Here is a 24,325-nt window from a genome sequence, read left to right on the forward strand (position 1 = left end):
AGGGTTATGTATGACACAATCTCTTTGGCTCGGAACAATTAATCCCATTTCGCTACCATCGCTCCCTGCATCAACAACTTGTGATGTATGTATAATTGGTGGAGGATTGACTGGACTATATACAGCATATGTCTTAGCAAAATCAGGAGTAGATGTGGTCTTGCTTGAAGCAAATTCCCATATCGGTCATGGTACAACTGGTAATTCAACAGGAAAATTAACTGCACAGCATAGCTTAGTTTATGCCAACCTTATTGAAAAACTTTCTGTAGATGAGGCACGACTCTATTATCAGCTCAACCAAATAGCTGTAGAGAAAGCATTACAGTTACTCCCTAAAGAAAGTATTCAACAAGTAGATTCCTTGCTTTATTGTCAAACAAAAGAAGGCTATGCCCAATTATTAAAAGAATGGAATGCCTATAAAGTATTAAATATTAAGGCGAAAATCACTTCTGATACAGAGCTTCCCTTCCCAGTTACAAAAGCACTTAGTATGTCCCAACAGGCTCAAATACACCCTGTAGAAGCTTGTAATTTCCTTGTGAAAGAAGCATTATCAATGGGCGCAAAAATCTACACAAATACCCGTGTTCAGCAATTAAATATACCTCAGAATAGCTTACATACCGCAAACAATATGTCGGTTCAATACAACAAGCTTATTTTGTGCACACACTATCCAATCGAAGCCTTTAGAGGACTTCAGCTTTTTAAACTTTCTAATAGTCGCTCCTATATGGTTGCTAGTAAAATTACCGATACACTACAAGGTCAATATTTATGCGTAGATAATCCTACTCGCTCTATTCGGACAGCTACTATTAACGACGAGCACTATCTAGTGTTAGGCGGAGCTAATCATATTGCAGGTGAAACGACTAATACGGAGCCCTATTATGAGGCCATTCAAAATGAAATGAAGGCACATTTCGATCAGGAGGCAATCTATCGCTGGTCCGCGCAGGACATTGAAACACCTGATATGGTCCCTTATGTTGGCAGAATTACACCATCCTTGCCTAATGTTTTCATTGCAACTGGCTATCGAAAATGGGGAATTTCCAATTCTTTTGTAGCGGGGGATATCTTATCATCCCTAATAACAGGAGCAAGGAATGAGGATGGTGCAGTGCCTCTTTATTCTCCAGCACGTACAAAATTCGGGGCTCAGTTTATGCAAATGCTAAAGGTAGGAGGCTTTGTAGCCAAGGAGTTCGTGGCGGGTTATGTGAAACACGCAAATACACCAACTTGCACGCATTTAGGTTGTAAAACAAAATGGAATGAAGCCGACGAAACATGGGATTGCCCGTGTCACGGCTCGCGTTTTAATGCCAAAGGAGAAGTTCTTGAAGGTCCTGCTGTACACCCATTAAAACTAGATTAAAAAAAGAGGCTGCCTTTTTCAGGGCAACCTCTTCCTCATTATTTCAATGCCTCAGTTAAAACTGGAACGATTTGTTTTTTACGAGATACAACACCTGGTAAAAGAACGCGATTATTCACAAGCTCCGCACCAAATCCTTTTGCTGCAGCCTCTGCTACTTGTCCAACTGCAACTGCTGTTGAATCATTGTTTAAAATATCTGTTACAACAAAGAAGAATAAATCTAAACCATTTTCCGCAACATTTTTATTTAATAAAATTTCTAAGTCCTCTTGGCGACCAAGTACATCGTTAATATCGACAGCGTTTACTTGAGCTACTACAGATTTATATTCACCGAATTGGAATTCTTTTGCATCTAATGATAAAAGATCTTCTAATGATTTATCTGAAAGATCAGCACCTGCTTTAAGCATTGCTAAACCGTATTCAGCGGCATCAACACCTGCAAGTTTTGCTAGCTCCTCAGCAGCTTTTACATCTTGCTCAGTGCAAGTTGGTGATTTGAATAATAATGTATCAGAAACGATAGCAGAAAGCATTAATCCAGCAATGTTTGCAGGAATTGCTACGCCATGCTCTTTGAAGATTTTGTTTAAAATCGTTGCAGTACAGCCTACAGGTTCTGCACGGTAGTATAGTGGATCAGCCGTTTGGAAGTTGGCAATACGGTGATGATCAATAACCTCCGTAATTTGTACCTCTTCAATGCCATCAGCAGATTGCTGGAATTCATTGTGGTCTACAAGGATTACTTTTTCTGCTTCTCCAACTACTGATGAAATTAAACGAGGTGCCTCAAAGCCAAATTTATCTAAAGCAAATTGAGTTTCGTTATTTACTTCTCCAAGGCGTACCGCTTCAGCATCAACGCCAATTTGCTGTTTTAAATATGCATATACAATTGCAGATGTAATTGTGTCTGTATCTGGATTTTTATGACCAAAAACTAAAACTTTACTCATTGAAATTAATCCTCCTAAATGGCAATAACATTTATATTTTATTTTACCATACCTTATGAGCAAACATGATATAAAGTGAAAGTTTATCTATAAAGGATCTACTACCAATATTATGCCTCGGCATAGTTGCGTTCGGAATCGGAAAGGAGTGACGCCTTTAGGTCAACAAATGTTTATCGCTTGAAAGCGTAGCGGCAGCGAATGTTTGGACAACCGCTGAAAGAAGTTAAGATTTACTATTATAAAATAGTTGATCTCTTACTTACTTTCCCTACCATAAAGGAAGCTACAAAAGTCGGAAACTCTAGGAGACTACTTGTTGAAATCTATGTCATGTGAATTAGTTAATTGAGGTGAAGAATGGACGCCCCGAGGAAAGCGCACAGTCTGAACGGAAAATCAACCTCACTTCACGGTGGTAGTCCAAAAATCACCCATTAAAACTAATTATGGGTTATTATTGAATTTAATATATTTATCTGTTAATAACATCCTATTTATAACACTTAATAGTAATAATACGTAGTTTATAAAAATTTTTTACTATAAATAGATATATAGTTGTGTTTTCGTATTTAAGAAACCATAATTTTATGCTATTATCAGGTAGTCTATATATATATTAGGATATACAGGAAATGGGGATCACGATGACAAAGAAGATGGAAAAAAAGTATATTCCTTTAGCAAATTATTTTGAAGTAGCTTTACAACAAGAAATTACTTTATCATTTAGCGAACTCGAAAACATTATGGGACAAGCCTTGCCAAATGCAGCTTACTTGAATAGGAGCTGGTGGAAGAAAACAAAGCCCCCTCTCTCTCACTATTTGTCATGGACAAATGCAGGCTACTATGTCATTGATGTTAAACTCGGTACCAGTGTATCTTTCTCGCGTACACAAATGAAGACTACGAGTAATATTTCTAAAGATGACGAAAACCCATCTGCATACATAATTCGAGCAATTGAAGCATCAGATGCCAGATCATTTATTCATTTGCAAGAAGAAATTTTCCAACAAACTGACTTCATGTATAACAGGGAAAATGAATTAGACCTCACAGTTCAACAGCTTCGTAAAGATTTAAGCAATTGGAAACAATTAAAAAACCGTACAATTTTACTTTGTATATTAAATGGTAATTTTGCTGGTTATGCCGTTATCCATGGCTATAAACATTCTAAAACTAAGCATGTTGCATCAGTCCGCCTAGCTGTTAAGGAAGAGCATCAACGACAAGGTATTGGTTCAGAGCTGATGAAAGCAGTTGAACAATGGTCTAAACAGCGGGATATTTCACGCTTAGAAGCATCTGTTATGGAACATAATGATTGTGCTTTACAGCTGTTTAAAAAATTAGATTTTCAGCAAGAAGGTATCCGACAAAATGCTATTAAATTAAATGATACCTTTATTAACGAATATAGCTTAAGTAAAATTTTATAAGCTTCTTTTTCAAGGATGTCTAAAACTTATTTGGACATCTTTTTTATTTGTAGCATAAATCAGATTTTACGTTTTCTATGCGTTGTAAAATGTTTAGAAAACTTGCTTCTCTCTTGCTGCATCTAAGAATAACAAATTATTTTCTAATTGCTCATATGATTGCTGGTATTTCTCATATTGCGCTTTATCCTGATTAACCATTTCCTCAATTAGCGCATGTAAAAACGAAAATACTACTGGAATAACATCCAATGAAGATTGCTTTTTCAGACTTAGTGTAAATAATGCACTTGCATATTCCCGAATAGAAGACAATGCCGAACCAGTAATAGCAATAATTTTAGCTTTTTTCTTCTTGGCAATTTCTACAATCGTTTGAATGTCGTTTGAATACTTGTCCCCTGCAAAAACTATTAATGTCGTCTGTTCCCCTATACTGTTAATTTGTTGTACGATATCGTCGGATTCTGAGCGAAGCTGTTTTACATTTGGACGTAAAGTTTTCATTGTATACGATAACCAATTTGCAATGGACGCAGCTTGACGAGTACCTAAAATATAAACGTTCTCTGCTTCATGCATCCACTTTGAGCTTTTTTGAAGCATATTATCGTTAATCAAATGAATCGTCTCTTGAATATTTTGAATATCGCGTTGCATCACCTTACCGAAACTTGGAATATTCCGCTTACTTGAAAAATATGTAGGTTGAGGACTCTCACCACCATTTTGAGTCATTACATAGCTTCTGACCTTGTCTTGAAGCTCGACATAGCCCATCAAATCCATCGCATAACAAAAACGAATAACTGTTGATTCACTAACATTCGCCTGTCTACCAACTTCTGCTGCTCCATTACCTATTACAACTGTAGGGTTACTCATAACAAATTGCGCAACTTTACGCTGGCCTTTTGACAGCCTAACAAATCTTCTTTCTATTTCTTCATTAATGCTCATTTCTAACAACCTTTCTTTCAATGAAATTATCACGAACGGAGATTGTTTCCTACTGACTCTAAATTCGGATCAATTATGCCTCAACATAATTGTTGCTGTCGCTTCGCTTTCGCACAGAAAACATTTGTTGCTGTCGCTTCGCTTTCGCACAGAAAACATTTGTTGCTGTCGCTTCGCTTTCGCACAGATAAACAATGCATCCGTAATCGGCTGGAGGCTTTAACTTCTTTCATCGGACGTTTAGATACCTGTATCTGTCGCTACGCTTTCGGTACAGAAAATAATTGCTGAAAGAAGTTAAAAATACAGTATCACGATTACAATCTGAATACAACGACTTTTCTGAAAAATCTTCAATGCTTTAACTCGCTAATGTAGGAAAGACAAAAAATCGTTCTATTTCCATTATCAAAGTTTATCGCTGAATCAACCTTATAAGACAAGCGTTGATTTCAGTTGCGACTGTAAGCTTTCCTAACGAAGCTCGCTCCAAGGTTACATCTGTAGCCATGGTGATCACCAATAAATCCTAGCCTGCAATCAATTGATCCATGTACTATACGTTTTAACCAAATGTCATCCCCATTTTCAGTGACGAACCTTATTGTGTGATTTTAACAGATTTTTAAAAATATTTGTATAAAAATTAATAACCTCTAATTTTTATGTAAATCAATTGATAAAAATGTCTTGGATTATAGTTCATCCAAGACATGATTATTTTTGTTATTCTAATTCAATTTGTTTCGTTTCTCGACCTAAGAATATTACCCCAACAACACCGATAATAATTGCTCCACAGAAAATAGCAAAGATAAAACCAATATCATAACCTGCAGTTAATAAAGAGCCTACTAACAAAGGTCCAAAAATACCACCGATGCGCCCAACAGCTGCTGCCATTCCTGCACCCGTTCCACGAATAATTGCAGGATACTGCTCTGGTGTATAAGCATAAAGCGCACCCCATGCTCCTAAGTTAAAGAACGATAAAAACATCCCAGATGTTAATAGCACTACTAGTGTTTCCGCATTACCAAAAATGAACGCACTTACTGCTGTACCAATTAAATAAGAAACAAGTACAAACTTTCTCCCAAATTTTTCTATAAACCAAGCAGCTGTAAAATAACCTGGTAGCTGCGCAAGCGTCATAATGAGAACATATTTAAAGCTCGTAATCATATCAAAGCCTTTACCAACCAGAACACTCGGTAGCCATAAAAACATACCGTAATACGAGAAAACAACCGTAAACCATAGCACCCATAACATAAGTGTCGAGCGTACATATTTTTTCGACCATACTTCTCGAATATTTTGCATAACACTACGTTTCTTAGACGCAGCCTTTACAGTAAATTGCGGTGAATCTGGCAGGTTCCAACGAAGATAAATTGCATATATTGCTGGAATTGCCGTTAACAATAAAGCACTACGCCATCCCCATGAAGGAATAACAAAATACGATATCAGTGCAGCGATTAACCATCCCGCCGCCCAAAAACTTTCTAGCAAAACAACTACTCGCCCACGCTCTTTAGCTTCTACACTCTCAGAAACTAACGTCGACGCCACTGGCAATTCTCCCCCTAGCCCCATGCCTACTAAAAAGCGTAGTGTCATAAAAGCAGCTAATGTAGTGGTAAATGCTGACAAGCCACTCGCAATCGAAAATAATACAAGCGTCCACATAAAAATTTGTTTACGTCCCACTTTATCGGCAAGCACGCCGAAAACAAGAGCACCTACAGCCATACCAATTGAGTTTATGCTACCAATCCAACCCGACTGACTTGGTGTTAATCCCCAATCAACTGCTAATGCTGCGATAACGAACGATAATATTCCTACGTCCATTGCATCGAAAAGCCAGCCTACCCCCGCTACCCCTAAAAGCTTATTGCGAGAAATAGATTGTTGAAATTTATCCGTTGATACTGTATTTATCGTCATTTTAACCACCTGTCTTTACACCTGACTTTACATCGTAAGTTTACTATACAGTTGTTTCAAGAAAGTGACAAGCAAAAATTCAAATTACCGAATTGTTTAGACAATTTATGAAATTCTATTGAAAACATGGGGCAATTTGCGTTAAAATGTCTTTTATACAAAAACAACTGTTCTTCCTATGAGAACAAAAGGAGATCGTAAACGTTATGTGGAAAGGCCTAATTGAGGAATATAAACAATTTTTACCCGTAACAGAAAATACACCTGCTCTAACTTTAAACGAAGGCAATACGCCTCTTATACATTTAGTAAATCTATCTAAAAAACTAGGCATTGAGCTTTATGGAAAAATTGAAGGTGCAAATCCAACTGGTTCCTTTAAAGACCGTGGTATGGTGTTTGCCGTTGCAAAAGCGATTGAAGAAGGTAGCAAATGTGTTATTTGTGCTTCAACTGGTAACACATCAGCCGCAGCAGCAGCTTATGCAACTCGCGCTGGAATCCAGTCCATAGTCGTTATCCCTAAAGGAAAAGTAGCCCTAGGTAAACTAGCCCAAGCAACAATGTATGGTGCAAAGATTATCGAAATCGACGGTAATTTTGATGATGCATTAAATATTGTTCGTCAAGTAAGTGAAACAACTCCAGTGGCACTTGTAAACTCTGTAAATCCATTCCGCATCGAGGGGCAAAAAACGGCATCATTTGAAATTGTAGATGCTTTAGGAAAAGCTCCAGACTATCTTTGCATCCCTGTTGGTAACGCAGGTAACATTACTGCATACTGGAAAGGCTTTAAAGAATACGATGCAGCAAAAGGCTCTGGTTTACCAAAAATGTTCGGCTTTGAAGCTGAAGGTGCAGCAGCAATTGTAAAAGGTGAACCTATTGCTAATCCTGAGACAGTGGCAACAGCTATTCGTATCGGTAATCCTGCAAGTTGGAAATTTGCAGAAGCAGCTCGCGATGAGTCTGGTGGTATTATTGACTCAGTTACAGACGAAGAAATTTTAGCTGCTTACAAATTAATTGCTGGCACTGAAGGAATCTTCGTTGAACCAGGTTCAGCTGCATCATTAGCTGGCGTTATTAAATCAGTTGAAAATGGCAAAATTGCGAAGGGCTCTAAAGTTGTGACAATTTTTACGGGTAATGGATTGAAAGATCCTGATACTGCCATGAATGTCTCGACTGTAGATGTTGTTTCACTTAAAAACGATGAAGAAGAAATTCGAAAATATATCGAGGGCGTACTATGAGTAACATGTGGGAGATCACGGTTCCTGGGAGCACAGCAAATCTAGGTCCAGGCTTTGATTCAATAGGGCTTGGCTTATCCCTTTACTTAAAGTTAACCGTGTCTTTACAGGATAGTTGGGAAATTATCCACCTCGATGATAATGGTCCTAAAGAGTTTGAACTGGAAGAGCATTTACTATACGTCATTGCAAAAAAAATTGTGGAGCAATACGGGAAGCAACTACCTGCCTGCCGTGTTGAAATGGCAAGTGAACTTCCATTAGCCCGTGGTTTAGGGAGCAGTGCAGCGGTCATCGTTGCAGGAATTGAACTAGCTAATCAAGTCTGTGACTTAGGCTTAACTTTACAGGATAAACTCAATTTGTCCTCACAAATCGAAGGACATCCTGACAATGCAACAGCCTCGGTATTAGGAGGATTAACAATTTCTTCAATGGATGATAATGGCGTTGTTGATACATTTCATGTTAATGATCTAGATGCTTCCTTCGTTGTGTATGTGCCCGATGTCGAACTAAAAACAAGTGAATCCCGTTCTGTTTTACCAGAACAATTTGATCGAACATATGCAGTGAGGGCCTCTGCAAATGCAAATATGCTAGCTGCATCATTAATGGTTCGTGATTTCGAGCGTGCAGGTCGTTATATGGAGGTTGATTTATTCCATGAACCTTTCCGCGCCAATTTAATTCCACAATATAAAGAGATTCATGAAGCAGCAAAGGCTAATGGGGCATTTGGAACAGCTTTAAGCGGCGCAGGACCAACACTGATTTCTATCATTCCTACTGCTATTGCACAAAATTTCGTAAATGCCATGAAAAATCAATTTCCAGAGCATGAAATTATCTTAACAAAAGCCGATGAAAACGGAGTACAAGTAAAATTTGAACGTCTACTGCAAAAGTAGACGTTTTTTCTTGAAGGGGGGAAGTAGCTTGAAACCGATTATTTTCTGTGATTTTGATGGCACTATAACAGAAACAGATAATATCGTCTCTCTAATGACTCAATTCGTTCCAGAGGAATCTGAGAAAATTGCTAAAGCAATGATGGAACAAACTATAACCTTTAAAGATGGCGTTTCAGCAATGTTCGCGCTATTTTCAACTAAACAAAAGAATGCTGTGATCCAATATTTATTAGATTCGGCCATTATACGTGAGGGCTTTGGTGATTTCGTTCGTTATGCACAAGAGAACCATATTCCGTTTTATATTGTTAGCGGAGGTGTCGATTTTTTCATTGAGCCACTATTAAAAAAATACGGTCCATTTTCCGGGATATATTGTAACAGTGCTGATTTTTCCGAACAGCAAATTAAGCTCGTTTTTCCAAATAGCTGTGATGAAGAATGTGCGAAATTTGATGTACAGGGTTGCGGTTGCTGCAAGCCAAGCGTTATGCGAAAAGTTGCACAGAGTAATCATTTTAAAATCGTAATTGGAGACTCACTTTCTGATTTTGAGGCAGCAAAACAGGCAGATTTAGTACTTGCCAGGGATCATCTTATTAAACGCTGTAAAGACCTTCATCTTCCTTATAAGCCGTTTGAAACATTCTATGATTGCTTAGAAGCTGTAAAAAAGCTTATGGAAGCAGAAAAGGCTGTTTCCATGTAATTGAGATCAGAGCAATAAGAGCGGTCTGTTAATACGGATCGCTCTTATTTCTACATAACAAAGGGAACCACCTACAATTAGATGGCTCCCATTTCATGTTCATGATTTATTTTTCTCTTTAATTTCTGTACCGAAAGCGTAGCGACAGGTACAGAAGTCTCCCACCTCTATAGGCGGTGAGATGAATGCGGGTTTAAGTTACTTTTCAGTGGGTGTCCAAACATCCGCTCCTCCGGCGGATATCACGGAATCCGGACGCAATTATGCTGAGGCATTATTGATAATTCTCTTCCGACGTTCATACCAAATAACACAAATGATAAACCACGTATAGCCCATACTCCATCCGGCCAATACATCTGAAGCAAAATGACGGGCTCCAGCAACTCGAGACAAACCAATAAGTACAGTTAAAACAATTGCCCCAAGCCAAAGCAATGTCTTACGTCCCTTGCTATTGTTCTCCGAAAAAATATAAGCTATTGTAAATAAATACAAGATACCGGTCATAGCATGTCCAGAAGGAAAACTAAAGGATGTTAATTGTTCTTCAATCTCAGGTCTTGGCCGCTGCACCCATTTTTTCAATAATTGGTTAAGTACATTTCCACCTGCAACCGTTAACAAAACAAATAATATACCTCGGTTATTTTTTGCTTTCCACGCTAAATACACGATTAAGACTATAGCTACGGATACTACAAATATCGGTTCTCCTATATAGTGGAAAAATTCTATAAAACGATTACTGAAAAATAAATCTGCCATTTTTGTATCAAAAGTATTGATGAATTCACTTTGAAAAGTAACTCGTAACACAAAAAAGATAATGAGCGTTAATACCGCTAAAGGATAAGCCCACTTTTTCATATAATACTTCACCTCAAGAACAATATGCTGTTATATTTTTCACATCATATCATATTTACGTTAACTAGAGGTGAATTTGGCTTTTTATCCCGTGTACAATTCCCAATGCAAAGATAACACCAAGAAGTTAGGTACAAGATTATCTCCCCGTAAATGTCAGATTGGTAAATCTTTATCTAACCCAATGTGCCCCCTCTTTCTTGGGGTAGGACAAATGTTTTTTCTTCTGCCCTATTAAAATAATTTGAAAGAGCTAATGCAACGATAAATAAGATTGCAACGATAGGTATTATTTTTCTAAACAAAATATACACTTCCTCATCTTCAGTTTAAATTATTTTAATAATACTGGATCGAATAACCAATCCTTCGGCCCAAAGTTTTTATCCTTCTCTCCTCTTACTTCACGAGATATATTGTTTTTATAAATTAATTCTCTAAACTTTCTACTGAACAAAGTCTTTCGATATAAATATCTACCGTCATGACTCCATTCTGCTGATAAGAAAACATCATTTTCTATATTGGTTATATCTTTACGATTATAAATATCCGGACCATTGATTACCCCACTTAATCCACAACGACATGGAGGTTGCTCGGTCGCAAAATACAACTTAACTCTTTCAGCACTACTCTCCGGTAATACTTGTGTAGGTATAATTTGAAAAGCTTTTTGCTTCCCTTCTTTCGGTCCTTGATGAATAACTTCTAACAGTTCATAGCCTTTCATATCCTCTTGCTTCATTAATGTCGCTAATTCCTGTGAAGCAACCCAATATCCGCTCACATGAACTAGATGACGGCCTTTCATTTCTGTTGTATCTATCACTAATGGAGAAAGCTGCTCTTTTTCCATTAGTCCACAATGCTGGCAATGGGTGTTTATAGAAAATAAAGTTCCTCTATCATCTATAAACATTTCAGGTGAGTTACCAGTTGAGTTTAGTGTGAACAATGGTGCTTGCTCATATTCGCTATCCGAAAAGTCAAAGTAAAAACGTTCTCCGATTGAAACAATTCCTAATTCGTGTTCCAATGATTTGTAGAGTGCTGCTACATGTTCATATGTTACGTCTTCATTTAATGTAAAAATAGGATTAAAAGATGCCTTTAAATTTCTTTTTCTTATTTTAGGTGCACCTATAAAAATACCATAGCGATTATAAACATTAATAACTTGATCTTGACTAGATTCATCTATAGAAAATAAATTTTCAAGTTCTACTTTCAAAATACACGCCTACCTTTATATAAAGTTTTATGGTGAAGTACGTTGACTAGCTAGTAACTTTAAAAAAATCTACAATCTCTACTTTCTTCATAGATAGCCAGGCTCTTATTTTAAACGAAATCTTATATAGTATTACCTACTATAGCAAATCTACTTAACCACGATTATCTTAAGCGTACCAGTACTTACACCGACATTTCAACGTTGGGTTTACGCCAATTTTTTGGCGGTTTTTAGCCCAATTTTCGGCGTGATTTGGCGGACATAGAAAAAACACCGCCATAATTTGGCGGTGTTATTAAAAAATATAGGTATTTAGAATTGAAATTCAGGTGTAATTAACTAGGTAAATATATAGTGTTGCGAAACTACCCAAACTTTCCCTTTTTATTGGAAAATATACCAACGAAAGTTTAGTATAACATACAGACAATCTATAGTAAATTCATTCTTTCTGCAAGATTTACAGCCTCTGTCCGTGAATCTACATTCAATAAAGAGAACAGCTGAGTTAAATATCTTTCGGTTGTTCGCTGAGGAATATTTAACTCTATCGCAATTGCTTTATTTGTATGCCCTTCCGCAATCAATCTTAAAATTTTCTTTTCTTTTTCATTTAAGTGAATATCGAGTTTGGCATCCTGCAATTGAAATTTATTATCCAGAAAATCCAAGAAATTTTGAGGTAAAACAATTTCACCATTTGCAATGGCTCGAACAGTTCGTAAAATTTGCTCCTTAGATGCTGTTTTAGCTAAAATACCTTCTATTTTCCTTTCTAAAATAAGTGGATAATAATCAGTTATATCATCACCAGTATAAAGAATAATTGAAGCATTTGACTGGATAGCTTTAATGTTACGTCCTACATTAATGCCATTTTCTAACGGCATATTTATATCAATTAAGTAGATATCATATGGCTTGTTTTTAATTCTCTGTATGACACGAGTTGCATCGCTTTCTGTATCAACTATAATATCTTCATTTTCTTGAAATAGGTTTTTCGTTCCCTCTAACACAATAGGGTGATCATCCACTATGAGCATCGTAATCAAGTGTATCACTTCCTTCTTTTACTGTAATTCTAATAGACATTCCTTCACTAACCTGTGAATCGATGTAAAACTGCCCGTTAAAGGCCTTTACACGCTCTTGCATACCTTGAATTCCCATCGATTCTGCGACAATTATATCCCCAATATTACAGCCTACACCATCATCCCTGTAAATAATTTCGAAACCATCGTCCATTTCCCGCAAATGAATTTCAACTGTTGTTGCATAGGAATGTTTTAACGCGTTATTGAGTAATTCTTGAAATAGTCGATAAATCATTAAATTCATACGCTCATCTTCTAAATAAAGGCGATCGATCGTATAAATTAACATAAAACTAGCTCTTTCTATTACTTTGCGAATAAGCTTTTCTAATGCGGCATTCAATCCTAATGTGTCTAATAATGGGGGCTTCAAATTTTCGCAATAAGCTCTTAAATCATGTAAAGATGTAACCATCTGTTGATGAATTTTCGCAAGTTTTGGCTGGATATCTGTTGCATCCTTCATATTGACTAGGACATCAACCTCCCGGGCAATATGGAGCTGCTCTTGCAAATTTGTATCATGTAATTCTTGAGCTAATTGATATTTTTCCTCTTCAAACCTTAACCATAATAATTTGCTTAACCAAGGTAATTGACTATCATCTGCTTGCCTCATATGCTTTAATTCCTCTAACAGCTCTTCTACCATCTTTGTATTTTCAATAAAATTATTTACATATAATAAGAGCAATTCAAGCCATAGAAGCTCTTCATCTTTCAAATAAATTGAATTATTATGTCGCAATACTAACGCTCTTTTATAATGAGCATCTTGATGGAGGAAAGCTAGATAGACTTGATCAAATTTTTTAATTTCCCCTAATTTTAAATCTTCCATTAACATTGGATTAATCGGAAGATTACCCTCAACCGTTGATGTAAATTGCTTTGTGTCATAGTCATAAGTTAATACAAATACATGTTCGAGCTCAAGATGGAGAGAAACCTCTTGCACAAATTTTTCTAGAAGATTATCTATTTTTATTGTTTTACCAATCTTATCTACAGCTGTATATAACTGATGTATATAATCCCCTTTTGTCGAAAATAAGATTTTTCGTTTTCGATAATCGACTTTCTCTTTTATGTAAAAAAGAACAACTAACGATGTAAAAGTAAAAAATGAAACACCTGATATGACGGTCATCGTTAAATATTTTCCTGCAATCCAATACAATCCAACTATAAACCACAAAGTAAAAATCAATGAAAAGATTACATAATAACGTAATCTAGTAATATGATATTCGATATCAAATAGCCGCTCTGCTAACTGCGTAAAAATAAAACTAAACGGAATTAACAATAAAAAAAGAGCACTAATTTCAGCAGAAAGTATATATTGATGAAATAAAATGTAAGGGAGCGCATATAGAAAAAGGAATGGCAGAAACGGAATCATTATACTAATTAATAAAATTTTTAACTGAGGCGATTTATATTTGAAATAGCTTAGCAATAAAATACTAAGTATGATAATAAGGAAAACGAAGAACATAGCTAGTACAATATTCGAAAGTAAATTATTAACAGCAGGGTATATAATACCAATACCGCCCAATATCATCGCTATCACAGGAAGTATATAAAATAATTTTATATTATTAGAAAGCAACCAATTTGTTTTTAAAAATGTGTAATAATTCCTTAAGAAGTGGAGTAATAACACTAAGCATAGTAACATGCTACCACGATTAACGATTACACCAATACTGTTTAGACTGCCGGATGCACCAATGCTAACATAAGCCAGAGAAACAGTGAGCATAAATAATATAAGTAAACATAAAAGAGATGTATTTTTTTGTTTTAAATATAAGTAAAACACAATAATTAATGTTAAAAAAAAGTAACAAGAAGGTATTACCAATATGTAATGAAAATATTGCTCTGGTAAATCAAATCTACTAACGCTCACATCCATTATTTGTCCGTTAGGCTTCATGATTGTTAGCAAGCTTGCCGTACGTAATAAATGATCATGTTTTATATTAGGGATATCCTCGGTATGAAGGTTATTTACACTTAAAATTACATCTCCTTCAGAAATTCGAATTCCATCCTCTAATTGTTTATTGTACGAACTAGTTACTACCCATTCCCCATTCGCTTCTTTTAAATCTATACCCAAATAATGCTTGCTGTAAGTAATATACAGTAGGTAAGATCCCAGCAATATGTAAGTACTTACAGCAAGCAGAAACCATATACGTTTAAATATTTTTAATTCCAAAATCCATTTTCTAAGCGTACGTCTTCTTCAAACGAGTCAAGTATCGCTCTTTGCTCCATAGCTGAAACTCCAATTAATGAAGCTTTTTGTTCTTTTAAGAGTGCAACTAAGTCAGGGTTTTTTTCTAGATGTTGAATGACATTAATCATATTAACCTCTCCTCAATGTATTAGTTTTTTTAGGTAATCTTTACATACTTCATTTATAGCTACATTTTCAAGAGTATCTAATGCTCTAAACTTGTAAACATTCTTAATAGTAATTGCATAACGTATTGCGCCACCATTTGTCAACTCATTTTCCGTAGCATTATTATCCAAAAATGCAACTATATCATCATTATAATAGTTTACAACAGAATTTGAAACATCATTTCCCTGCGATAAAAGATAAATAATAGGCAATGAGTATCTTTTATTTAGTAAATCATTTTTAGGTCCCCAAGTTTTTAAACTTTGAATATCGTTTTTAATTTGTTGGATAATACCTATATATTTCCCATACTCCTCAATCTCAGAAGATTTCTCTCCTTTTGCAAGCACTTCGCCAATTAAGCAACCCATTGCTGTTAAAGAACCCGACTTTTGTTCAATCATTTGTATATAGGATTGCTCATCCCTACAAGTATTGAGTAAATCTAGTTGCTGACCGTTTATACTTCGTAATGCATAATCCTCTAGTATTTGAATAGCAGTACTTTTATGTTCAAAGGTAGACTCACGTATAGTTCTAGAAGCCATAACTAGCATAGCTAAAGCAGCATTTAATGATAGTTCAGGTGTTTTAGTCCAACTGTAGTCTGAATCCTTGTCCTGCAAGTCGTCGATTATATCAAACGATAAAATTAAAAGTTCGATAGCTGCGGCAACTTTATAAATGTCTTCGTTCAGACAATCTGTAAATGCTTCATAATGCCAATAACAAAGCTTGCCAAATGAATAGCCAACTGCCTTTTTTTCTTCTTTAAATTTTTTTAGCATCGACCGTAGTTCATGACTTATCAATATCTCGTTTTCAATTAGAATGTCCAATGCTTCATTAATTTGTTCGTCAAGCTCCTGCAATAGTCCTCTCCTCCCTTAAGTATATTAATAAATATTATACAGATTAATGGGAAATAATACTAGACACCGAAATCACGAGGTAATATTTTACAATATATCATTAACACAAAATACCGCCAAAAAGTGGCGGTATTCGTGGAAAGCACGCCATTTCTTTATTTAGGAATAGTAAAATAAATGGCGGAGTTATATTATTGCCCGCCATTTTTTGGCGTAAACTCACCATTGAAATGGCGTCCTCACTGATGATACGCTTATAGTAAGCTAAGATCAATTTGTATTCTGTTCGTACACTAATCTTTGAATTATAAAGCTCATGAGAAACTAGATTGTATACTATGTATATAAGTTGATTGGGGAGAAGACGGCCGCTTCTCGGGCTTAGAGTTACATTGAACGCCTACTCAGAATGGAAATCCCCTCCATTTCGCATAATCTATTAACAAGGAAATTCTCGAAACACTGGGAGTGATTGAAATGAAAAATGAAGTAAATGAAAACGTTTTATTACTTACAGCTAATTTTTCCTGTACAATTTTAATCTCTGAAGAAGAAATCACTATTAAAAAACCTTCGAAAGAACAACAATATATTGAGCAAATTATTATTGATGCTGAGCAACAGGTTTTTAAAGAAACATTAGCAGAGTATAAAAGCAAATCTACATTTTCAAATTTTATTTGCAATATTCCTGGATTTGAAGATACTTTTCAGCAAAGGCTGGACAGTTTTATAGAACAATACGGAATTATAAGAGTATCCGAAGAAAGCCTGTCTATATTGCCTTTAGTAAGTCCATTTACCTCCGAATTAAACATACATACACCTGTACTCTATATGTCACCAAGCTTTAGTATTATAAATGCAAGAGGCAATTGCTCTAGCACTTCGTCCATTGGAAATGCTATTAAAATTGGGGAAACAGTCGGTTTACCTACTTATCTTTTTAATTCAGAAATGGCAATGTCCTCCTTAAGGGACATTACTGCTGTAAAAAAAGCAAAATGGGCACCACAACAATCGACTGCCACTTTCACCGGGGTTTCCATTAATGACAATGGTTTTTCTCTAAATATTACTACAACATTAAATTCATGGAATAGAACGTCCATTAAGCATTAATATTAGACTGGGTATGGCACAGATATAGTTATGTGCCTCGCCCTTCTTCCTTAATATCGTTCTTTATGCCATTTTATAGTTCTTTGACTTTTTCCGACGATCTGGCGGTTCTTTCCGTCGCTCCAGCCTTCCTTTCCGTCGCTTCGACTATCTATCATTGCATTTCTATCGGACAATGCAATGATTCTACTATTCATAAGAAAAAGGTGCCTCAAATGAACTTTGAGACACCTCTAATTATTAACCTTTTACATAATAAACTTCTTGGCCGCTTTCGATGATATGATCTGGCTTAGGTTTACCCGCATTTGCTTTATGACCAGCAATATGTTCGGGACTCTTCTCCCAGTTTTTCCACGCTTCTTCTGATTCCCATCGAACCATAATTAGCACTTCCTCATCACCACGTCGTACTTTTTTTACAAGTACTTGCTTATCGATAAAGCCTGGCTGTTGTTCAAGCAATGACGGACCATCTTTTTTGGCGCCAAAACGCTCAACAACTTTATCCGAATTCCCTTCCGTTACGACAATACGTTTAATTTGTACAAACATATTATTTAAACGCCTTTAAAACGTCTTCAGCTTTTTGAGTTTCAGAAGTTAAACCGCCACCAGATAAATACCAAACTTGTGGATCTAGATAAAAGATTTTACCATTTTTCGCAGCGTTAGTAGCACCAACGATTTCGTTTTCAATTGCAGCTTTTGTACCAGACTCGCCTTCTGGATTTACAGCAGCATCACGGTCAACTACGAATAAAATATCTGGGTTTGTGTCGCGTACATATTCAAATGATGCGTTAGAACCATGTGTAGAAACTTCAATTTTTTCATCAGCAGGTTTTACACCAAATACATCATGGATCACACCGAAACGTGAACCAGGACCATATGCAGATAATGAACCTTCAGAACCTAGAACGATTAAAGCTTTTTCTTTAGCTGAAGCTGTTTTAGCTTTAACTTCCTCTACTTTTGCTTCGTATGCAGCAAATGCATCAGCAGCTTCTTTTTCTTTACCAAAAATCTTACCAGCTAATTCAGTTTTTTCTTTGAATGATTCCACGAAATTTTGATCATCTACACCTACATATACAGTTGGCGCAATTTTAGATAATTCATCGTAAGCAGATGCTTGACGACCAGAGATGAAAATAATGTCTGGATTCATAGAAGAGATTGCTTCAAAGTCAGGCTCTTTTAAAGCACCAACATTAACATAATCTTTACCAGCATATTTACTTAAGTATTTTGGAACTGATTTTTGTGGAACACCTGCAACTTTAACACCTAAAGCATCTAAAGTATCAAGGAAACCATAGTCAAATACAACAACATTCTTTGGTTGCTCTTTAAGCGTTACTTCTTTAAAAGTATCTTCACCATCTTTGATAGCTGGGATCGTAAGTGGGTAAGATGTAGCTTCTTCCTTTTGCTCTTCAGCTGGCTTATCAGTTGAAGAACCTTTATCTTCTTTTTTTGCTTCGTCTTTAGAACCGCAAGCAGCTAGTACTAATAGCATCATTGCCATTAACACAGTAAGTAATTTCCAATTTTTCATTGTAAAATTGCTCCTTTATTTTTCAGATGGACATTTCCATCTATTATTTTTTTAAGAGTTAAAATATACACAAATGCGACAACCATTCTGTTCTTGAACCGGGATATCCATATCATAAATTTCCTTAAGCGCATCAGAGTTGATGATGTCATTTGTTGGACCGTCTTTGACAACACGTCCATTTTTTAATGCGACAATATGATCAGAGTATACGGAAGCAAAGTTAATATCGTGTAATACAATGACAACTGTTTTCCCTAGCTCATCAACGAGCTTTCGCAAAATTTTCATGATTTGCACAGAGTGCTTCATGTCTAAATTGTTAAGCGGCTCATCAAGCAAAATATAGTCTGTATCCTGCGCAATAACCATTGCAATAAATGCACGTTGACGTTGACCACCAGATAATTCATCCAAATAATTGTGCTGAATATCCTTTAAATTCATATATTGAATTGCTTCATCTATCTTTAGCTCATCCTCAGGCTTCAAATTCCCTTTCGAATAAGGGAAACGCCCAAATGAAACAAGCTCACGAATTGTTAGGCGAACATTCATATAGTTTGACTGTTTTAAAATGGATACTCGCTTCGCAAAATCATCCGATTTCCAACGACGTACATCGGATTTATCGAGTAATACTTCTCCAGTGTCTGCATTAAGTAAACGGCTTACCATTGAAAGCAATGTTGATTTACCTGCGCCATTCGGTCCAATAAAAGACGTAATTTTTCCTGGTGCAACGTCCACACTGACATCTTGAATGACCGGTTTTTTCCCAAAAAACTTAGAGATTTCTTTTACTTGGATCATCCCGCTGACCTACTTTCCTTCAATAATAAGTAGATGAAGTACACGCCACCTACGAAGTTTATAATAACGCTTAGTGTTGTATCGAAATTAAAAATACGTTCGACCACCCACTGTCCACCGACCAAAGCTACAATACTCATTACACAAGAACCTGCGATTATCACAGAGTGCTTGTACGTCTTGAAAAATTGATACGATAAATTTGCCACGATTAAGCCAAAGAAAGTAATAGGCCCAACAAGAGCTGTAGAAACGGCAATTAATACTGAAGATAATATGAGCATACGCTGCACAAGCTTGTCATACGGTACCCCTAAATTAATTGCTGTATCACGTCCAAGAGACATTACATCTAATTGGTTCATGTGACGCCAGCCATAAACAAAGGTAATGATTATGACAACACCAGCAAGCCATACTAAATCCGAATTGACATTGTTGAAGCTTGCAAACATTTTACTTTGTAAGCTTAAAAACTCATTCGGGTCTATTAGAACTTGGAAGAACGTAGTTACGCTTCCTAAAAACGTTCCGACAATCATACCGACAAGCAGCAAGAAATAAATCGGACGTTTTCCTTCCTTGAACAATACTCGATAAAATATTACCGCAAAGACAACCATCGCTAAAACAGCTAGTAAGAAATTGTATTTGGCGTTAATAACGAATATCGACATAGAGCCAAAGAAGAAATAGATGAACGTTTGAACCATCATATATAATGCATCAAGTCCCATTACACTTGGCGTTAAAATACGGTTATGTGTAATCGTTTGGAATACTACAGTTGAATATGCAATCGCAATTCCTGTTAACGACATCGCTACCACTTTAATAAGGCGGCGTGGAAACGCATAATGATAGTTACCATTAAGCTCATAAAATACATACAGTAAAATAGATGCTACAGCCAAACCTAATAAAATCAACATTTTTGTACGGCTACGCATATGCTCTCCCCCTAAACAACATAATTAGGAAGATCGCACTTCCGATGACACCGACAGTCATACTAATCGGAATTTCATAAGGGAAAATCAGTACACGCCCTACAATGTCGCAGAATAATAAGAACGACATACCTAGTAATGCTGTATGAGGCAATGTCTTAGAGAGGTTATCCCCTTTGAACAGTGAAACTATATTTGGAATGATTAAACCAAGGAACGGTATCATACCAACTGTTAGCACCACTGTCGTCGAAATAAGTGCTACTAACACTAAACCTAAGTTCACAACGAATTTATAAGAAAGACCAAGGTTTTTTGCAAAATCCTCACCCATTCCTGCCACTGTGAAGCGGTTCGCATAAATGTAAGCTAAAATCAGCACGGGTACACTTATGTATAAAAGCTCATAACGACCTTTCATCATTAATGAGAAATCTCCCTGTAACCATGCAGAAATGTTTTGGATAATATCCGCCTTATACGCAAAGAACGTCGTAATTGACGAAAGGATATTCCCAAACATTAAGCCAATAAGCGGTATAAAGATCGCATCTGTAAACTTTATTCGATTTAATATTTGCATAAACAATAATGTGCCGGCTAAAGCAAATATGAAAGCGAAGGAAATTTTTTGAAAGTACGTGACATTTGTGAAAAACATCATCGAAATTAGTACCCCCAACTTTGTAGCATCTAATGTACCTGCTGTCGTTGGTGACACGAACTTATTCCTACTTAAGCTTTGCATAATTAAACCAGCAATACTCATACCTGCACCTGCTAACAAAATTGCTACAAGCCTCGGTATACGACTGATAAAAAATAGTCTAGTTTCTTCTGATTCAAAATCTAATAGATCACTCGGTTTTATATCAACTACACCGATAAATAGTGAAACTATAGACAGAACAACAGTTGCTGTAAAAAGATATCTTTTTTTCATTGTAATCCCCGGTAGATTCATTTTTGCTCGTAATCATTGAAAATGATTATCATTACTCACGATTCTCATTATAAGCGTGTTTCCATTCTCAGTCAACCTACAACTGAGAATTATTCTCGCTTTATTTGAGAATCCTTAGAAACAAGAATTCTCAACGGAAAATTTGCCTTCAGCGTCATTTCTAAAGTTAAAAATTTCCACATTTTTCACACAAATAAAAAGGTAATTGAGAATAAAATACTAATTCCTTCTCAATTACCTTATCAAAGCAATTATACCTCGGCATAATTGCGTTCGGAGGATTTCGGCCAATGGATGTATTGCCACAGGTGACGTGGCGTTTTTAGACTGAGTTCTTCTATTTAAGCGGATGTTTGGACACCATTAAAAAGTGACTTAAAACCCCATTCATCTCACCACCATAGAAGCGGGAGATGTGCTCCAAAGAAGTTAAGTTATTCGTCGACCGCCTTTTAGCCACGCAAAAATAATTAACACGATTAATACAAAACCGACATATCCCATCACAGCATATAGCTTAGCTACAAGCGTTGTAAAACCCGCGAGACTTGCTAAAAAGGCCAAACTACCGATAAAAACGGCAGTTACCTTAAAACTGGCCTTATTAGGGTTTAAAAATCTCACCATAAATGAATAGAACATCCCCACTGCTGTATTATAAATCATCCCTAATAAAGAAAAGGACATCAATAGACCAATAAGAGGATGAATTTCATTTGCCAAAGCTAACATTGGTATATCAATGCCAACGATAACATTCATTTTTGCAAGAAGAGACAGGTTAATAAGTAGAATTAAAGCTCCAAGCAAAATCCCACCAATAATACCTCCCAGCCCTGCCACTTTTTCATTGCGAATAGACCCACACATAACAGTTAAAAGAGAAAAACATACACCGATATTAAAAGACAAATACAGTAAAGCAGTAACCCACCAGCTTTTAGAACTTACCTGTGCTTGTTGTGCAATAACAGCTTGTTCGACAAAGGTTAAATCCATCGTAGCTAATGAATAGATCGCTATTATCGAGACAATTGCTAGCAGATAGGGCGTAGCAATTGCAATAACGTTTATAATGCTCTTCACATCCATCATAACTGTCGCTATAGTAAGTACAATCATACAAATGCTCCCAAGCCAAACGGGTAGTCCAAACATTTGATGAAACGTAGCACCCGCTCCTGCAAACATGATTACTGCTACACCGAATAAGAAAAGCGACAGTAAATAATCCATCACCAAACCTACAGCATTACCTGAAATTTGATAAATTAAATCCTTGTGCGATGTCGTACGTAATCTTGAGCTAATTTGAGCAATGCACATTCCTACTAAGGCAAACCCAACTGTAGCAATAAGTGCACCATAAATCCCTTGAAAGCCATAGCTCGTAAAATATAGTACGATTTCCTGTCCTGATGCAAATCCCGCACCGACAATAATCCCTACATAGGCACCACCGATTTGCAAACTTTTTTTCAATCAGTTCTCTCCCTGTTTATCCTATTATTGGGGTCATCACCAAAACGTGTGGTTGATTTCCGTTCCGACTGGGCGCTTTGCCGCTGACGCTTCGCTTTCGCGAAGAAAAAAACATTTGCCGCTGACGCTTCGCTTTCACACAGAGCAGAACTTCCTGGGGGCGTCCGATGAGCCGCTTCATTCACGATGCTCGCTTTGGTGATGAACCTATTATTGATAGACCTTCTTACTGATTGTTTGCTTATCAATTACCTTCATATTAGGTGTATATCCAATTCCAGCCGTTTGTGGCACACGAATATAACCATCTTCTACAATTACTTCAGGTGTAATGATATCCTCATACCAATAATGACTAGAGCCTGCAGTATCCCCAGGCAACACAAAATTAGAGAGCGCTGTTAATGCAATATTATGTGCTCGTCCGATTCCTGCCTCTAACATACCGCCACACCAAACAGGGATATTATTTTCTTTACATAAATCATGAATTCTTCTTGCTTCCGTTAAACCGCCTACACGTCCTATTTTTATATTAATAACACCACAACTACCTAGCTCTATAGCTTTTCGAGCATCTTCGTAGGAGGTGATGCTTTCATCTAAGCAAATAGGCGTTTTTAACTTTCGCTGTAGCTTAGCATGATCGACAATATCATCAACTGCTAACGGCTGCTCAATCATTAATAGATTAAATGCATCCAGTTGCTGCAATACATCCATATCGTTCAATGTATACGCAGAATTAGCATCTACCATCAATGGCAGTTCTGGCATTTCAGCACGAATAGCACGAATAACTCCTACATCGTGACCGGGCTTAATTTTCACTTTTACTCGTTTATAGCCTTTATTGACATGGCCTTTTAATAAATCAATTAATGCCTCTGTGGAAGATTGAATACCTACGCTAACACCTACCTCTATTTGTTCCTTAACTCCGCCTAACGCTTGAGCAAGTGATTGCTTCGTTTGTTGAGCGTAAATATCCCAAATAGCCCCTTCAATAGAGGATTTCGCCATGCAATTACGACGAATAGCAGAGAACAAAGCACTGACTTCATCTGGATGCCCGACCTCTTTATGTAACAAGATGGGGATTAAGAAGTCTTCAAGCACATGCCATGTTGTTTTTAACGTCTCCTCTGTATACCACGGCGCTACAAAGGCAACAGCTTCTCCCCATCCTACAGTTCCTGATTGATCTATCGCTTCTATTAGTAAGAGCTCTTTTTCATCAATTGTGCCAAAACTCGTTGTAAACGGTGCTTTCATAGGCATTTTTATATGTCTCACTGTAATCTGTTCTAGTTTCACAC

At 36.5% G+C, this 24,325-nt stretch carries 22 protein-coding genes; 6 read left to right on the forward strand and 16 right to left on the reverse strand.

The window, feature by feature from the left end; translation table 11 throughout:
- Positions 1–10 precede the first annotated feature (10 nt).
- Positions 11–1,390, forward strand: a complete 1,380-nt coding sequence (locus tag ACIQZA_RS09385; RefSeq protein WP_400941464.1) for an FAD-dependent oxidoreductase — start codon at positions 11–13, stop codon at positions 1,388–1,390.
- Positions 1,391–1,428: 38 nt separating this feature from the next.
- On the opposite strand, the gene ACIQZA_RS09390 is transcribed toward ACIQZA_RS09385, so the two are convergent.
- Positions 1,429–2,355 carry a manganese-dependent inorganic pyrophosphatase gene (locus ACIQZA_RS09390; RefSeq protein WP_400941466.1) on the reverse strand — a complete coding sequence of 309 codons (927 nt, stop codon included), beginning with the start codon at positions 2,353–2,355 and terminating at the stop codon, positions 1,429–1,431.
- A gap of 650 nt (positions 2,356–3,005) precedes the next feature.
- On the opposite strand from ACIQZA_RS09390, the gene ACIQZA_RS09395 reads away from it, so the two are divergent.
- Positions 3,006–3,806 (forward strand): GNAT family N-acetyltransferase, encoded by an 801-nt coding sequence (locus ACIQZA_RS09395; RefSeq protein WP_400941468.1) that lies wholly within the window; start codon positions 3,006–3,008, stop codon positions 3,804–3,806.
- A gap of 93 nt (positions 3,807–3,899) precedes the next feature.
- Here the strand turns inward: ACIQZA_RS09395 and ACIQZA_RS09400 are convergent, their stop codons facing one another.
- Both ACIQZA_RS09400 and ACIQZA_RS09405 read right to left on the reverse strand, forming a co-directional pair.
- Positions 3,900–4,766 carry a MurR/RpiR family transcriptional regulator gene (locus ACIQZA_RS09400; RefSeq protein ID WP_402881431.1) on the reverse strand — a complete coding sequence of 289 codons (867 nt, stop codon included), beginning with the start codon at positions 4,764–4,766 and terminating at the stop codon, positions 3,900–3,902.
- A 726-nt stretch (positions 4,767–5,492) separates the two neighbouring features.
- Positions 5,493–6,722 (reverse strand): MFS transporter, encoded by a 1,230-nt coding sequence (locus ACIQZA_RS09405; RefSeq protein ID WP_400941473.1) that lies wholly within the window; start codon positions 6,720–6,722, stop codon positions 5,493–5,495.
- A 206-nt stretch (positions 6,723–6,928) separates the two neighbouring features.
- On the opposite strand from ACIQZA_RS09405, the gene thrC reads away from it, so the two are divergent.
- From thrC to ACIQZA_RS09420, 3 genes are read left to right on the forward strand one after another with little or no spacing between them, the layout of a single operon-like run.
- Positions 6,929–7,981: a threonine synthase gene (gene thrC / locus ACIQZA_RS09410; RefSeq protein WP_142508535.1), complete on the forward strand. Its 1,053-nt coding sequence runs from the start codon at positions 6,929–6,931 to the stop codon at positions 7,979–7,981.
- Positions 7,978–8,892, forward strand: coding sequence for a homoserine kinase (gene thrB / locus ACIQZA_RS09415; RefSeq protein WP_402881428.1), 915 nt, complete (start codon positions 7,978–7,980; stop codon positions 8,890–8,892). Before thrC ends, thrB begins: the two co-directional genes overlap by 4 nt.
- 28 nt (positions 8,893–8,920) lie before the next feature.
- Entirely contained in the window at positions 8,921–9,604 is a 684-nt protein-coding gene (locus ACIQZA_RS09420) for a 2-hydroxy-3-keto-5-methylthiopentenyl-1-phosphate phosphatase (protein ID WP_400941479.1), read from the forward strand.
- A gap of 261 nt (positions 9,605–9,865) precedes the next feature.
- Here the strand turns inward: ACIQZA_RS09420 and ACIQZA_RS09425 are convergent, their stop codons facing one another.
- The 6 genes from ACIQZA_RS09425 to ACIQZA_RS09450 all read right to left on the reverse strand — a co-directional run bounded on the left by ACIQZA_RS09425 (position 9,866) and on the right by ACIQZA_RS09450 (position 16,111).
- Positions 9,866–10,474, reverse strand: coding sequence for a phosphatase PAP2 family protein (locus tag ACIQZA_RS09425; RefSeq protein ID WP_400941481.1), 609 nt, complete (start codon positions 10,472–10,474; stop codon positions 9,866–9,868).
- A gap of 334 nt (positions 10,475–10,808) precedes the next feature.
- Positions 10,809–11,708: a hypothetical protein gene (locus ACIQZA_RS09430; RefSeq protein WP_400941484.1), complete on the reverse strand. Its 900-nt coding sequence runs from the start codon at positions 11,706–11,708 to the stop codon at positions 10,809–10,811.
- Positions 11,709–12,142: 434 nt separating this feature from the next.
- The gene (locus tag ACIQZA_RS09435) at positions 12,143–12,757 is read right to left on the reverse strand and encodes a response regulator (protein ID WP_400941508.1); all 615 of its coding nucleotides are present in this window, start codon (positions 12,755–12,757) and stop codon (positions 12,143–12,145) included.
- Entirely contained in the window at positions 12,741–14,990 is a 2,250-nt protein-coding gene (locus ACIQZA_RS09440; RefSeq protein WP_402881444.1) for a sensor histidine kinase, read from the reverse strand. The genes ACIQZA_RS09435 and ACIQZA_RS09440 overlap by 17 nt, the downstream gene beginning before the upstream one ends.
- A 47-nt stretch (positions 14,991–15,037) precedes the next feature.
- The gene (gene comX, locus ACIQZA_RS09445; protein ID WP_400941486.1) at positions 15,038–15,196 is read right to left on the reverse strand and encodes a competence pheromone ComX; all 159 of its coding nucleotides are present in this window, start codon (positions 15,194–15,196) and stop codon (positions 15,038–15,040) included.
- A 12-nt stretch (positions 15,197–15,208) separates the two neighbouring features.
- Entirely contained in the window at positions 15,209–16,111 is a 903-nt protein-coding gene (locus ACIQZA_RS09450) for a polyprenyl synthetase family protein (RefSeq protein ID WP_400941488.1), read from the reverse strand.
- A gap of 477 nt (positions 16,112–16,588) precedes the next feature.
- Here ACIQZA_RS09450 and ACIQZA_RS09455 point away from each other — a divergent pair, with 477 nt between their 5' ends.
- Entirely contained in the window at positions 16,589–17,233 is a 645-nt protein-coding gene (locus ACIQZA_RS09455; protein ID WP_323654664.1) for a hypothetical protein, read from the forward strand.
- Between the two features lie 240 nt (positions 17,234–17,473).
- On the opposite strand, the gene ACIQZA_RS09460 is transcribed toward ACIQZA_RS09455, so the two are convergent.
- From ACIQZA_RS09460 to menC, 7 genes are all read right to left on the reverse strand, one after another.
- A complete protein-coding gene (locus ACIQZA_RS09460) occupies positions 17,474–17,788 on the reverse strand; it encodes an antibiotic biosynthesis monooxygenase family protein (RefSeq protein ID WP_142508544.1) in 315 nt (104 codons plus the stop codon).
- Between the two features lies 1 nt (position 17,789).
- The gene (locus tag ACIQZA_RS09465; RefSeq protein ID WP_402881422.1) at positions 17,790–18,797 is read right to left on the reverse strand and encodes a siderophore ABC transporter substrate-binding protein; all 1,008 of its coding nucleotides are present in this window, start codon (positions 18,795–18,797) and stop codon (positions 17,790–17,792) included.
- Between the two features lie 51 nt (positions 18,798–18,848).
- Positions 18,849–19,610, reverse strand: coding sequence for an iron ABC transporter ATP-binding protein (locus ACIQZA_RS09470; protein WP_142508546.1), 762 nt, complete (start codon positions 19,608–19,610; stop codon positions 18,849–18,851).
- Positions 19,607–20,560, reverse strand: coding sequence for an iron chelate uptake ABC transporter family permease subunit (locus ACIQZA_RS09475; protein ID WP_400941495.1), 954 nt, complete (start codon positions 20,558–20,560; stop codon positions 19,607–19,609). Before ACIQZA_RS09475 ends, ACIQZA_RS09470 begins: the two co-directional genes overlap by 4 nt.
- Positions 20,553–21,503, reverse strand: coding sequence for an ABC transporter permease (locus ACIQZA_RS09480; protein ID WP_142508548.1), 951 nt, complete (start codon positions 21,501–21,503; stop codon positions 20,553–20,555). Before ACIQZA_RS09480 ends, ACIQZA_RS09475 begins: the two co-directional genes overlap by 8 nt.
- 450 nt (positions 21,504–21,953) lie before the next feature.
- Positions 21,954–23,006, reverse strand: a complete 1,053-nt coding sequence (locus ACIQZA_RS09485; protein ID WP_402881420.1) for a YkvI family membrane protein — start codon at positions 23,004–23,006, stop codon at positions 21,954–21,956.
- Positions 23,007–23,216: 210 nt separating this feature from the next.
- Positions 23,217–24,323 carry an o-succinylbenzoate synthase gene (gene menC / locus ACIQZA_RS09490; protein ID WP_402881418.1) on the reverse strand — a complete coding sequence of 369 codons (1,107 nt, stop codon included), beginning with the start codon at positions 24,321–24,323 and terminating at the stop codon, positions 23,217–23,219.
- Positions 24,324–24,325 lie beyond the last annotated feature (2 nt).

It is taken from the genome of Lysinibacillus sp. NPDC096382, assembly GCF_044762845.1.
GTDB lineage: Bacteria > Bacillota > Bacilli > Bacillales_A > Planococcaceae > Lysinibacillus.

Bases quoted from the DNA above. Each gene is read 5' to 3' on its own strand.
- ACIQZA_RS09385 (WP_400941464.1), top strand. From the start codon at position 11: ATGACACAATCTCTTTGGCTCGGAACAATTAATCCCATTTCGCTACCA.
- ACIQZA_RS09390 (WP_400941466.1), bottom strand. From the start codon at position 2,355: ATGAGTAAAGTTTTAGTTTTTGGTCATAAAAATCCAGATACAGACACA.
- ACIQZA_RS09395 (WP_400941468.1), top strand. From the start codon at position 3,006: ATGACAAAGAAGATGGAAAAAAAGTATATTCCTTTAGCAAATTATTTT.
- ACIQZA_RS09400 (WP_402881431.1), bottom strand. From the start codon at position 4,766: ATGAGCATTAATGAAGAAATAGAAAGAAGATTTGTTAGGCTGTCAAAA.
- ACIQZA_RS09405 (WP_400941473.1), bottom strand. From the start codon at position 6,722: ATGACGATAAATACAGTATCAACGGATAAATTTCAACAATCTATTTCT.
- thrC (WP_142508535.1), top strand. From the start codon at position 6,929: ATGTGGAAAGGCCTAATTGAGGAATATAAACAATTTTTACCCGTAACA.
- thrB (WP_402881428.1), top strand. From the start codon at position 7,978: ATGAGTAACATGTGGGAGATCACGGTTCCTGGGAGCACAGCAAATCTA.
- ACIQZA_RS09425 (WP_400941481.1), bottom strand. From the start codon at position 10,474: ATGAAAAAGTGGGCTTATCCTTTAGCGGTATTAACGCTCATTATCTTT.
- ACIQZA_RS09435 (WP_400941508.1), bottom strand. From the start codon at position 12,757: ATGCTCATAGTGGATGATCACCCTATTGTGTTAGAGGGAACGAAAAAC.
- comX (WP_400941486.1), bottom strand. From the start codon at position 15,196: ATGATTAATGTCATTCAACATCTAGAAAAAAACCCTGACTTAGTTGCA.
- ACIQZA_RS09455 (WP_323654664.1), top strand. From the start codon at position 16,589: ATGAAAAATGAAGTAAATGAAAACGTTTTATTACTTACAGCTAATTTT.
- ACIQZA_RS09460 (WP_142508544.1), bottom strand. From the start codon at position 17,788: ATGTTTGTACAAATTAAACGTATTGTCGTAACGGAAGGGAATTCGGAT.
- ACIQZA_RS09465 (WP_402881422.1), bottom strand. From the start codon at position 18,797: ATGAAAAATTGGAAATTACTTACTGTGTTAATGGCAATGATGCTATTA.
- ACIQZA_RS09470 (WP_142508546.1), bottom strand. From the start codon at position 19,610: ATGATCCAAGTAAAAGAAATCTCTAAGTTTTTTGGGAAAAAACCGGTC.
- ACIQZA_RS09475 (WP_400941495.1), bottom strand. From the start codon at position 20,560: ATGCGTAGCCGTACAAAAATGTTGATTTTATTAGGTTTGGCTGTAGCA.
- ACIQZA_RS09480 (WP_142508548.1), bottom strand. From the start codon at position 21,503: ATGAAAAAAAGATATCTTTTTACAGCAACTGTTGTTCTGTCTATAGTT.